Annotated in this window: 11 protein-coding genes and 1 riboswitch; of the genes, 2 read left to right on the top strand and 9 right to left on the bottom strand. The window is 71.2% G+C overall.

Annotated features, from left to right (window positions below):
* The coding region (locus tag GTW67_RS27520) for an AAA family ATPase (RefSeq protein ID WP_161167470.1) at nucleotides 1-1,749 on the top strand (1,749 nt) is incomplete at its 5' end.
* A 192-nt stretch (nucleotides 1,750-1,941) separates the two neighbouring features.
* On the opposite strand, the gene GTW67_RS27515 is transcribed toward GTW67_RS27520, so the two are convergent.
* The 9 genes from GTW67_RS27515 to GTW67_RS27475 all read right to left on the bottom strand — a co-directional run bounded on the left by GTW67_RS27515 (nucleotide 1,942) and on the right by GTW67_RS27475 (nucleotide 9,336).
* On the bottom strand, nucleotides 1,942-3,015 hold the full coding sequence (locus GTW67_RS27515) for a hemolysin family protein (RefSeq protein ID WP_161167469.1): 1,074 nt from the start codon (nucleotides 3,013-3,015) through the stop codon (nucleotides 1,942-1,944).
* Complete coding sequence (locus GTW67_RS27510) at nucleotides 3,012-4,343, bottom strand: hemolysin family protein (RefSeq protein WP_161167468.1); 1,332 nt, start codon at nucleotides 4,341-4,343, stop codon at nucleotides 3,012-3,014. The genes GTW67_RS27515 and GTW67_RS27510 overlap by 4 nt, the downstream gene beginning before the upstream one ends.
* 250 nt (nucleotides 4,344-4,593) lie before the next feature.
* Nucleotides 4,594-5,073, bottom strand: coding sequence for a PH domain-containing protein (locus GTW67_RS27505; RefSeq protein ID WP_161167467.1), 480 nt, complete (start codon nucleotides 5,071-5,073; stop codon nucleotides 4,594-4,596).
* Between the two features lie 18 nt (nucleotides 5,074-5,091).
* Complete coding sequence (gene hisG, locus GTW67_RS27500; RefSeq protein WP_161167466.1) at nucleotides 5,092-5,940, bottom strand: ATP phosphoribosyltransferase; 849 nt, start codon at nucleotides 5,938-5,940, stop codon at nucleotides 5,092-5,094.
* A gap of 52 nt (nucleotides 5,941-5,992) precedes the next feature.
* A complete protein-coding gene (locus GTW67_RS27495; RefSeq protein ID WP_161167465.1) occupies nucleotides 5,993-6,265 on the bottom strand; it encodes a phosphoribosyl-ATP diphosphatase in 273 nt (90 codons plus the stop codon).
* Between the two features lie 34 nt (nucleotides 6,266-6,299).
* Nucleotides 6,300-6,785 carry a 6,7-dimethyl-8-ribityllumazine synthase gene (gene ribH, locus GTW67_RS27490; RefSeq protein WP_161167464.1) on the bottom strand — a complete coding sequence of 162 codons (486 nt, stop codon included), beginning with the start codon at nucleotides 6,783-6,785 and terminating at the stop codon, nucleotides 6,300-6,302.
* A 21-nt stretch (nucleotides 6,786-6,806) separates the two neighbouring features.
* Nucleotides 6,807-8,096 (bottom strand): bifunctional 3,4-dihydroxy-2-butanone-4-phosphate synthase/GTP cyclohydrolase II, encoded by a 1,290-nt coding sequence (locus tag GTW67_RS27485; RefSeq protein WP_161167463.1) that lies wholly within the window; start codon nucleotides 8,094-8,096, stop codon nucleotides 6,807-6,809.
* Nucleotides 8,093-8,737: a nicotinamide mononucleotide transporter gene (locus tag GTW67_RS27480; RefSeq protein ID WP_161167462.1), complete on the bottom strand. Its 645-nt coding sequence runs from the start codon at nucleotides 8,735-8,737 to the stop codon at nucleotides 8,093-8,095. The genes GTW67_RS27485 and GTW67_RS27480 overlap by 4 nt, the downstream gene beginning before the upstream one ends.
* A complete protein-coding gene (locus GTW67_RS27475) occupies nucleotides 8,734-9,336 on the bottom strand; it encodes a riboflavin synthase (protein WP_161167461.1) in 603 nt (200 codons plus the stop codon). Before GTW67_RS27475 ends, GTW67_RS27480 begins: the two co-directional genes overlap by 4 nt.
* 151 nt (nucleotides 9,337-9,487) lie before the next feature.
* Nucleotides 9,488-9,618, bottom strand: a riboswitch (FMN riboswitch).
* A gap of 226 nt (nucleotides 9,619-9,844) precedes the next feature.
* Here GTW67_RS27475 and GTW67_RS27470 point away from each other — a divergent pair.
* On the top strand, nucleotides 9,845-11,964 hold a 2,120-nt coding region (locus GTW67_RS27470; protein ID WP_161167460.1), incomplete at its 3' end, for a chitinase C-terminal domain-containing protein.

Here is an 11,964-nt window from a genome sequence, read left to right as displayed (position 1 = left end):
TGCATCGATCCCACGATGGCCGACGGCTGGCTGGGACTGCACGCGCTGCGCGTCGACACCACCACCGCGCTGCTGCGGATGTTCCGCCATCGGGACCGCTTCGGCGAACAGCGCGCCCGGCACCGCCGGACGCTCAACTCCTGGTACTGGCTGGGCTGGTGGGTCCAGCCCGTGCTGGAGAGCCCGCGCGACCTGCTGCTCGCCCACGCCTCGCACTGGCTCGACGGCCGCCACGTCCCGGAGCTGGACCGGGCCCTCGCCGGGCTGCCGCCGGTGGACACCGACGCCCAGGTCCGCTTCCTGCACGCCTGCCGCGCCTACCTCGTCAAGGACTGGGAACAGCTCGTCCGGCACACCGATCCGCTGCTCGGCGACCCCCTGCTCGGCATCGAGGCGGGCCTGTTCAGCGGCATGGCCCGGGTACGGCTGGAGATGTACGGGCAGGCCGAGCCGCTGCTGTCGGCCGCGCTGATGCGGTGCCGCAGCGAGCAGCCGCAGCGCAAGGAGCTGCGCTACTGGCTGGCGCGGGCCCACGAGGGCACGGGCCGCAGTGCCGCCGCCCTGCCCCTGTACCGGGCCGTGCACCGCGTCGACCCGGCCTTCATGGACACCTCGGCCCGGCTGGCGGCGATCGCCGAGAGCGACGGCTACGACGACGCGGCCGACCTCGCGGGACTCGCCCCGGCCTGCGCCGGACCGGACGGTGTCGACGCGGCCGACGGCCTCGACCCGCTCTTCGGCACCGAGGAACGCGACCTGAAACTCTCCGACCCCGGGCCGCCGGCGTCCGGCGCGCTGCCCTCGCTGACCGGGCCGCCGGTGCGCAGCCGGGACGGCTTACCGGATCCGTCGCTGCCCGCCGGGCCCACGGATCCCGCGTTACTGGAGGAGGCGCTCGCCGAGCTGGAGCGCATGGTGGGTCTGGAACCGGTGAAACGGCAGGTCAAGGCCCTGTCCGCGCAGCTCAACATGGCGCGGCTGCGGGCCGGGCAGGGGCTGCCGGTCCAGCCGCCCAAGCGGCACTTCGTCTTCTCCGGCCCCTCGGGCACCGGCAAGACCACCGTGGCCCGCATCCTGGGCCGCGTCTTCTACGCCCTCGGCCTGCTCGGCGGCGACCATCTCGTCGAGGCGCAGCGGGCCGACCTGGTCGGCGAGTATCTGGGCCAGACGGCCGTGAAGGCCAACGAGCTGATCGACTCCGCGCTCGGCGGCGTGCTGTTCGTCGACGAGGCGTACTCGCTGTCCAACTCGGGGTACGGCAAGGGCGACGCCTACGGGGACGAGGCGTTGCAGGTGCTGCTGAAGCGGGCCGAGGACAACCGTGACCACCTGGTGGTGATACTCGCCGGGTACCCGGAGGGCATGGACCGGCTGCTGGCCGCCAACCCCGGGCTGTCGTCCCGGTTCACCACCCGGGTGGACTTCCCGTCGTACCGGCCGCTGGAGCTGACCTCCATCGGGGAGGTGCTCGCGGCGGAGAACGGGGACGGGTGGGACGAGGAGGCGCTCGACGAGCTGCGGTCGATCGCCGGGCACGTGGTCGATCAGGGGTGGATCGACGAGTTGGGGAACGGGCGGTTTCTGCGGACGCTGTACGAGAAGAGCTGTGCGTATCGGGATCTGCGGTTGTCGGGGTACAGCGGGGTGTTGACTCGGGATGATCTGGCGACGTTGCGGTTGCCGGATCTGATGCAGGCGTATGGGGAGGTGTTGTCGGGGCGGGGGCCGGCGGATGCGGCGGGGATGTAGGCGTGCCTGGGGCGTTGTGAGGTGCCCTAGGGGGGCGGCCTCGGGTGGGTGTGCGCTCGCCCCGCTGTGGGGGTGCCGCTGCGCCCACCCGTGCCGCCCCAGCGGCACTGCTGCCCGCAGCTACGGCGGCTGCCCGCGGCTACGACGGCTGCCCGCAGCTGCGACGGTTGCGGCTGCGGGCGGTCGCTGTGGCTACGCCGGTACCTCCTCGGGGGTTTCGGTTGTTCTTTGTTCCGTTACCGTCACCTCTCGGTGGGCCGGGTCGCGGACCTCGCCGACCAGGAGTTCGAGGACGTCCTCCAGGGCGACCAGGCCCAGGATCCTGCCGGACGCGTCGGCCACCTGGGCCAGGTGGGTCGCGGCGCGGCGCATGACGGTGAGGGCGTCGTCGAGCGGGAGTTCCGGGCGGAGCGTCGTCATCGGGCGCCACAGCTGCTGCGGCACCGCACGGTCGGAGTCCTCCACGTCGAGGACGTCCTTGACGTGCAGGTATCCCATGAAGGCACCCGTGTCCGCCGCGACCGGGAAGCGGGAGTACCCGGTGCGGGCGGTGAGGGCGACGATCTCGCCCGGCGTGACCGCGGGGCTGACCGTCACCAGGGACTCGCGCCCGAGGAGCACGTCGGTCACCGGGCGGGAGCCCAGTTCCAGGGCGTCCTCCAGGCGCTCCTGCTCCTCCGGGTCGAGCAGTCCGGCCTGGCCGGCGTCCTCGACCAGCCGGTTGAGCTGCTCGCTGGTGAAGACGGCCTCGATCTCGTCCTTGGGCTCGACGCGGAAGAGCCGCAGGATGCCCTGGGCGCAGGCGCCGAGCGCGAGGGTGATCGGCTTGCAGAGGCGGGCGAAGGCGACCAGGCCGGGGCTCAGCCACAGGGCGGCCTTCTCGGGGGCGGCCATCGCGAGGTTCTTCGGGACCATCTCGCCGATGACGAGGTGGCAGAAGACGACGGCGGCCAGCGCGATGACGTAGCCGAGCGGGTGGATCATGCCGTGCGGCAGGTGGACCCACGCGAATACCGGCTCCAGCAGATGGGCGACGGTCGGCTCGGCGACCGCGCCGAGGGTCAGCGAGCAGACGGTGATGCCGAACTGGGCGGCGGCCATCATCTGCGGCAGCCGCTCCAGCCCGTACAGCACCTGTCGGGCGCGGGCGGTGCCGAGCGGTTCGATCTGGCTGCGGCGCACGGAGACGAGCGCGAACTCGGCGCCGACGAAGAAGCCGTTGGCGAGCACGAGCAGGGCGGCGAACAGGAGTTGCAGAACGCTCATCGGACGGCCTCCAGTACCGAGACGGGGGCCGTGCGCACCAGGCGTATCCGTTCGGCGCGGTAGTGGCCGACCTGGCGGACCGAGAGCCGCCAGCCGGGCAGTTCCGCGCGGTCGCCGACGGCCGGGATGCGGCCGAGCAAGTCGGCCACCAGGCCGGCCACCGTCTCGTACGGGCCCTCGGGCGTCTCCAGGCCGATGCGGCGCAGGGCGTCGACCCGGCAGCTGCCGTCGACGTCCCAGGCGGGGCGGCCGTCCTCGGGCGGGGCGGGGGCGAGTTCGGGCACGTCCAGGCCGTCGTGCTCGTCGCGGACCTCGCCGACGATCTCCTCGACGATGTCCTCCAGGGTGACGACGCCGGCGGTGCCGCCGTACTCGTCGACGACGACCGCGATGGGCTGCTCGCTGCGCAGGCGGGTGAGCAGCGGCCGTACCGGCAAGGTCTCGGGGACGAGCAGGGCGGGGCGGGCGATGCGGCCGGCGGGGGTGCGCAGCCGTTCGTGCACGGGGACCGCGAGGGCGTCCTTGAGGTGGACCATGCCGACGATCTCGTCGATCTTCTCCCGGTAGACGGGGAAGCGGGACAGGCCGGTGGCGCGGGTCAGGTTGACCACGTCCTCGGCGGTCGCCGAGGCCTGAAGGGCGCTGACCTTCACGCGGGGGGTCATGACGTGCTGTGCGGTCAGTTCGCCCAGGGACAGGGTGCGGACAAAGAGTTCCGCGGTGTCCTGTTCCAGGGCGCCGGCCCGGGCGGAGTGCCGGGCCAGGGACACCAGTTCGCCGGGGGTGCGGGCGGAGGCCAGCTCCTCGGCCGGTTCGATGCCGAGCACGCGCACGAGCCGGTTGGCGACGGTGTTCAGCGCGGAGATCACGGGCCGGAAGAGCCGCGCGAAGACGTGCTGCGGGCCGGCGACGAAGCGCGCGACGTGCAGCGGCTTGGACACCGCCCAGTTCTTGGGCACGAGCTCGCCGATCACCATCTGCACGGCCGAGGCCAGCAGCATGCCGACGACCACCGACACCCCGGACACGGCGCCGTCGGGGACGCCGATCGCGGTGAACGGGCCGTCCAGGAGCGCGGCGAGGGCCGGTTCGGCGAGCATGCCGACGACGAGGGAGGTGATGGTGATGCCGAGCTGGGTGCCGGAGAGCTGGAAGGACAGCTCCTTGAGGGACTCGACGACCCGGCGGGCACGTCGGTCGCCGTCGGCGGCGGCCTGTTCGGCGTCCGGGCGTTCGACCGTGACGAGGCCGAACTCGGCCGCGACGAAGAAGCCGTTGGCCAGGATCAGCAGGAACGCGGCTGCCAGGAGCAGCAGGGGGGTGGTCATGATGCCGCCGCCTGTGGGATGTCACGACAGGGGGCGGCGCAGGTACTGCAGGACGATCCGTCCATCGCCGGAGGGAGTCACTCCTCGGGTAGCAGGAACCCCCGCGCACCGGGCGGAGCGACAGGGGCGGAGCCGCGACGACCGCGTCTCCGTTCCCAGATTAATCACGAAAAGGGGGTGTGCGGCAGGGTGGGCGCCGCCGAGCCGGTCCCCCGGTTGCTCCCGAGGGGGCGTCCCGGGGCGTTCGCGGTCAGTCGCGCGGTGCCTCGGGGCCGGCGGCGGAGCGGGCCTCCACCAGGGCGCGCAGGGCACGGGCGTCGGCGATGGCACGCTGCTTGGCGATGCCCGGCTGGATGCCGAGCGCGGGCAGGCTGGTGCCGTCGCTGAGGTCGAGAAAGACCCACGGGTCGCCGGCGCGGAGATTGACCCGGAGGATCTCGGCCCACTCCAGGCGCCGCCTGTTCGTCAGGTTGACGACGGTGACGCCCGAGTCGTCGGCGACGACCTTGGGCCGGGACAGCAGCATCAGGACGCCGGCCAGGAAGAGCGCCGTCAGCAGGAAGCTGAGGCGCTCTCCGGGGTGGAGGCCGTTCAGCAGCATGCCGACGGCCGAGACGGTCACGACGGTGGCCACCGCGAGGCCGACGAGAACGGCACGGGTGCGGCCCGGCCGGAAGGTGACGGGCAGGGCGGGCAGGTCCGGTCCGGCGCCCGACGAAGCGTCCGACATGGTGTGTGTGCTCCGGGGTCAGAGACGGCAGGCGTGGATGGCCGTGGTCAGGATGGCCCGGGCGCCGATCTCGTACAGGTCGTCCATGATCCGCTGGGCCTCCTTGGAGGGGACCATCGCGCGGACGGCGACCCAGCCCTCGTTGTGCAGCGGGGAGACCGTCGGGGACTCCAGGCCGGGGGTGAGGGCGACGGCCTTCTCCAGCTGCTCGACGCGGCAGTCGTAGTCCATCATCACGTAGGTCCGGGCGACCAGGACGCCCTGGAGGCGGCGCAGGAACTGCTGGACCTTGGGTTCCTCGGCGTCGGCGCCGGTACGGCGGATGACGACGGCCTCGGACTTCATGATGGGCTCGCCGAAGACCTCGAGACCGGCGTTGCGCAGCGAGGTGCCGGTCTCGACGACGTCGGCGATGACCTCGGCGACGCCCAGTTCGATGGCGGTCTCGACGGCGCCGTCGAGGTGGACGACGGAGGCGTCGACGCCGTTCTCGGCGAGGTGGCCTGCGACGATGCCCTCGTAGGAGGTGGCGACCGTCCTGCCCTTGAGGTCCTCGATGCCGTGCGCGGTGCCCGGCTTGGCGGCGAAGCGGAAGGTGGAGCGGGCGAAGCCGAGCGGGAGGATCTCCTCCGCGTCGGCGCCGGAGTCGATCAGCAGGTCACGGCCGGTGATGCCGATGTCGAGCTTGCCGGAGGAGACGTAGATCGCGATGTCGCGGGGGCGGAGGTAGAAGAACTCCACCTCGTTCACCGGGTCGACGATGCGCAGTTCCTTGGACTCGCGGCGCTGCTGGTAGCCGGCCTCATGCAGCATCTCCCCCGCGGGGCCTGACAGGGAACCCTTGTTGGGGACGGCGATGCGCAGCATGAGGTCGGCTTCCTTTGTGTGAAGGGGTGAGAGAAAAAGGGGGGGTCGGGCTCTACAGGTGGGCGTAGACGTCGTCCAGGGAGATCCCGCGGGCGACCATCATCACCTGGACGTGGTACAGCAGCTGGGAGATCTCCTCGGCCGCGGCGTCCTTGCCCTCGTACTCGGCGGCCATCCAGACCTCGGCGGCCTCCTCGACGACCTTCTTGCCGATGGCATGGACGCCCTTGTCCACCAGTTCGGCGGTGCGGGAGGTGGCGGGGTCGCCGGTGGCGGCCTTGTGCTGGAGCTCGGTGAAGAGCTCCTCGAAAGTCTTCTTGGACATGGTGCCGACCACTCTACGGGTTGTGCCGGCCGGCCTAACGCCAGGGCTCGGATACGGAACGGAGCGTAGCCGCCGTGGCGACGGCCGCGGTGACCGCCTCGTGGCCCTTGTCCTCGTTGGAGCCCTCGATGCCGGCCCGGTCCAGGGCCTGCTCCTCGGTGTCGCAGGTGAGGACGCCGAAGCCGACGGGGACGCCGGTGTCGACGGAGACCTGGACCAGGCCCTGGGTGACGCCCTGGCACACGTAGTCGAAGTGGGGGGTGCCGCCGCGGATGACGACGCCGAGGGCGACGATCGCGTCGTAGCCGCGGCCCGCGAGGACCTTGGCGACGACCGGGAGCTCGAAGCTGCCGGGGACCCTGAGGAGGGTCGGCTCGTCGATCCCCAGCTCGTGCAGGGCGCGCAGGGCGCCGTCCACCAGTCCGTCCATCACCTTGTCGTGCCACAGCGACGCGATGACGGCGACCCTGAGGTCCCCGACGTTGCGTACGGACAGTTCCGGTGCACCCTTGCCGCTCACGTGTCTCCTAAGGTCCCTTGCTTACTGATTGCCGCAGGTGGACACGGGTGTCGTGTCCAGCCAGGGCAGGTCGTGTCCCATCCGGTCCCGCTTGGTGCGCAGGTAGCGGAGGTTGTGCTCGCCGGCCTGGACGGGCATCGGCTCGCGGCCGGCGACGCGGATGCCGTGCCGTTCGAGGGCGTCGGACTTGTCGGGGTTGTTGGTCATCAGCCGTACGGTGCGCACGCCGAGGTCGGTGAGGATCTGGGCGCCGGCGCCGTAGTCGCGGGCGTCGGCGGGCAGGCCGAGTTCCAGGTTGGCGTCCAGGGTGTCGCGGCCGCGCTCCTGGAGTTCGTAGGCGCGCAGCTTGGACATCAGGCCGATGCCGCGTCCCTCGTGGCCGCGCAGGTAGACGACGACTCCCCTGCCCTCGGCCTGGATGCGGTCCAGGGAGGCGTCGAGCTGGGGGCCGCAGTCGCAGCGCTGGGAGCCGAAGACGTCGCCGGTGAGGCACTCGGAGTGGATGCGGACGAGGACGTCCTCGCCGTCGCCGATCTCGCCGTGGACGAGGGCGACGTGCTCGACGCCGTCGACGGTGGAGCGGTAGCCGTACGCCGTGAACTCGCCGTGCCGGGTGGGCAGGTGGACCTCGGCCTCGCGGCGGACGGTGGGTTCGGCGCTGCGGCGGTAGGCGATCAGGTCCTCGATGGAGATGATCGTCAGGCCGTGCTTGCGGGCGAACGGGATCAGCTCGGGCAGCCGCAGCATGCGGCCGTCCTCGCCGGCGATCTCCACGATGGCGCCGGCCGGCCGCAGTCCCGCGAGGCGGGCGAGGTCGACGGCGGCCTCGGTGTGGCCGTTGCGGACGAGGACGCCGCCGGTGCGGGCGCGCAGCGGGAAGATGTGGCCGGGCCGGACCAGGTCGGTGGGCTCGGCGGTGCCGCTCGCCAGGAGCCGGAGCGTGGTGGCGCGGTCGGAGGCCGAGATGCCGGTGCTGACGCCGTGGGCGGCGGTGGCGTCCACGGAGACCGTGAAGGCGGTCTTCATGGACTCGGTGTTGTCGTCGACCATCTGCGGCAGGCGCAGCCGGTCGAGTTCGTCGCCCTCCATGGGGGCGCAGATCAGGCCGCGGCACTCGCTCATCATGAAGGCGACGATCTCCTCGGTCGCCTTCTCGGCGGCGATGACGAGGTCGCCCTCGTTCTCGCGGTTCTCGTCGTCGACGACCACGACCGGGCGGCCCGCCGCGATGTCGGCGACGGCCTGCTCGACGGGGTCGAGGGCGAGGTCCTCGGGGCCGTCGGGGCTGTAGAGGATGGGTGCCGTGCTCATGCGGGCGCTCCTTCCGGGAGGGGGCGGGCCGCGTTGCGCGAGCGCAGCCACCAGTCGCGCAGGCCCCACAGGACGAGCGCGCCGTAGAGGACGTAGACGAAGCCGGAGAAGGCGAAGCCGTTGGCGAAGTTCAGCGGGACGCCGACCAGGTCGACCAGCAGCCAGGCGAACCAGAACTCGACCATGCCGCGGGCCTGGGCGTACATGGCGACGACGGTGCCGACGAAGATGTACGCGTCCGGCCAGGGGTCCCAGGACAGGGTCGGGTAGGCGGTGAAGAGGGCGCCCACCGCGAGGGTGCCGACGGCGGCCGCGGCGACCAGCGCACCGCGTTCGCGCCAGGTGGCGAAGCGGACGGCGACGGAGCCGTCCTGGCTCTGCCGCCGGCCGCGGTTCCACTGCCAGAAGCCCCAGGCGGCGACGACCATGACCACGATCTGCTTGCCGGCGCTGCCGGAGAGGTGGGCGGTGGCGAAGGCCGTGAAGAGGATGAGCCCGGAGACGAACTGTACGGGCCAGGTCCAGATGGAGCGCCGCCAGCCGAGGGCGAGACCGAGCAGACCGATCACGTTGCCGATCATGTCCGACCACTTGATGTGCTGGTCGAAGAGCGTGAAGGCCTCGGAGTTGAGCCAGTTCACCGGGTGCCCCCCTGGGTGCCGAGCAGCCGCTCGACGTACTTGGCGATGACGTCGACTTCGAGGTTGACCGGGTCGCCGGGCTGCTTGAGGCCGAGCGTGGTCAGGGCGAGGGTGGTGGGGATGAGGCTGACGGTGAAGAAGTCGGGGCCGGCGTCGACGACGGTGAGGCTGATGCCGTCGACGGTGATGGAGCCCTTCTCCACGACGTAGCGCGCGAGGTCGGCGGGCAGGGAGATCTTCACGAGCTCCCAGTGCTCGGAGGGCTTGCGCTCCAGGATCTCGCCGGTGCCGTCGACGTGGCCCTGCACGATGTGGCCGCCGAGGCGGGCGCCGACGGCGGTGGGGCGCTCCAGGTTGACGCGGGAGCCGACGGCGAGGGCGCCGAGGCTGGAGCGGTTCAGGGTCTCGGCCATCACGTCGGCGGTGAACTCGTCGCCGTCGTGGTCGACGACGGTGAGGCAGACGCCGTTGACGGCGATGGAGTCGCCGTGCCGCGCCCCTTCGGTGACCACGGGGCCGCGCAGGCGGAAGCGACAGGCGTCGTCGAGGGTCTCGACAGCGGTGATCTCGCCCAGCTCTTCGACGATTCCGGTGAACACTTCCCGGGTCCTCCTGCCTCTTCGGGCACGGACTCCGGGGCTGTCGACGAACGACAGAAGGGACGAGCGAGGACACCGGGGGCGACGCCGGACGGGGCCCGCCCGTGACGGACGAGCCCAGAGATCGGCGGCGCGCACGAATGCCCGCCCGCCGCGCACTGCCTCCCATCCGGACTTTAACCGTCGGTCCAGGAATTTCACCTGGTCAACCGGCCGCTGGAAGCGACCGGGTCGCGGACTGTAACCGCCGGTTCGGACTTTCACCGACCCCGGAGTGCGCTGCTTCTGGTACAGGGCCAGTGTGCCACGACCGACACGCACTCATACCGACGGAGAGTGTGGGCTGGCTCACAGAGCGCGCCGACGGGTTGCGCCGGACCGCCGCGCCCGCCCCCGCGCACGCCCAACTGCTGCGCGGCGGAGCCCTTTTGAGATTGGTCCATACCTATTGACTCACTGGTCTAGTCCTCTCTAGGGTCTGCGCAACTTCCGTGGAGAGGAACCGACTGTGCCTTCCCCCTCACGCTTCAGAGTCCGCCACCGGGCGAGACCGGCCCTGCTCGCCGCTGCCGCCGCCGTCGGCGGCCTGCTGCTCGCCGGACTCCCGGCGACCGTCTCGCACGCCGCCGACCAGGAGACCTGTCGCCCCGACGGGCTCTACCGGACACCCGGAGTCGACGTCCCCTACTGCTCGGTCTACGACGCCGAGGGCCGGGAGAAGATGGGCGCCGACCATCCGCGGCGGGTGATCGGCTACTTCACGGGCTGGCGCACCGGCAAGGACGCCAAGCCCGCCTACCTGGCCTCCGACATCCCGTGGGACAAGGTCACGCACATCAACTACGCCTTCGCGCACGTCGACGGCGCCAACAAGCTCTCCGTCGGCTCGGACGGCGCGACGAACCCGGCGACCGGGATGACGTGGCCGGGCGTGAGCGGGGCCGAGATGGACCCGGACCTGCCCTACAAGGGCCACTTCAACCTGCTGAACAAGTTCAAGAAGCAGCATCCGAACGTCAAGACGATGATCTCGGTGGGCGGCTGGGCCGAGACCGGCGGCTACTTCGGCGACGACGGCACGCGCGTCGACTCGGGCGGCTTCTACTCGATGGCCACCCACGCCGACGGCTCCGTCAACCAGGGCGGCATCGACACCTTCGCGGACTCGGCGGTCGGCTTCGTGCGGAAGTACGGCTTCAACGGCGTCGACATCGACTACGAGTACCCGACGACGATGAAGGACGCGGGCAACCCGCTCGACTGGTCCCTCTCCAACGGCCGCCGGGCCGGGCTGGTCAAGGGCTACGCGGCGCTGATGAAGACGCTGCGCGAGAAGCTCGACCGCGCCGGCGCCGCGGACGGCAGGCACTACCTCCTCTCCGTCGCCGCGCCGTCCTCCGGGTACCTGCTGCGCGGCATGGAGACCTTCCAGGTCCAGAAGTACCTGGACTACGTCAACATCATGTCGTACGACCTGCACGGCGCCTGGAACGAGTACGTCGGCCCGAACGCCTCGCTCTTCGACGACGGCAAGGACGCCGAACTCGCCTCCGCGGGCGTGTACTCCACCTCCCAGTACGGCGGCATCGGCTACCTCAACACCGACTGGGCGTACCACTACTTCCGCGGCTCGATGCCCGCCGGGCGCATCAACATCGGGCTGCCGTACTACACGCGGGGCTTCAAGAACGTCACCGGCGGCACGGACGGCCTGTGGGGCAGGGCGGCGGCCGTGAACTGCCCGGCCGGCTCCGGACTGACCAAGTGCGGTGACGGCGCGGTCGGCATCGACAATCTGTGGCACGACCTGGACACCGCCGGCAAGGAGTCGCCCGCCGGGTCCAACCCGATGTGGCACGCCAAGAACCTGGAGAAGGGCGTCGTCGGCGACTACGTGACGGACTACGGCTTCCCCGCGGACACGAAGCTGACCGGCACCTACGCCCGCAAGTACGACGCCACGCTGGTCGCGCCCTGGCTGTGGAACGCGGAGAAGAAGGTCTTCCTGTCCACCGAGGACGAGCAGTCGGTGCAGGCCAAGGCGGACTACGTCGTGGACCGCGGCATCGGCGGCACGATGGTCTGGGAGCTCGCGGGCGACTACGCCTGGAACGCGGGCAAGGGGCAGTACGAGCCCGGCTCGACCCTGACCAGCACGATGTACGACACCTTCAAGTCGGCCGCGCCGTACGGGGCGAAGCGGTCCACGGTCGCCCTGCCGGCCGAGGCGCTGGACGTCGACGTGGAGTTCGGGCAGTTCCCGCTAGGCGACTCCAACTACCCGATCGGCCCGAAGCTGAAGATCACCAACAACTCGGGCACGACGCTGCCCGGCGGCACGGAGTTCCAGTTCGACTACGGCACCTCCGCGCCCGGCAACGCCAAAGACCAGTCCGGCTGGGGCACCACGGTGATCCGCAGCGACCACACCGGCTCCAACGCCGGCGGGCTGAAGGGCGACCACCACCGCGTCTCGCTGAAGCTGCCGGCCTGGCAGTCGCTGGCGCCGGGCGCCTCCACCACCGTGGACTTCGTGTACTACCTGCCGGTGTCGACGCCGTCGAACTGGACGGTGACCTTCGGCGGGAAGTCGTACGCCCTGGCCGGTGACCTGGCCCGGGGAACCAA

The organism is Streptomyces sp. SID5910, from assembly GCF_009862125.1.
Classification (GTDB): domain Bacteria; phylum Actinomycetota; class Actinomycetes; order Streptomycetales; family Streptomycetaceae; genus Streptomyces.
This window is presented reverse-complemented; position numbering and strand designations above follow the sequence as displayed.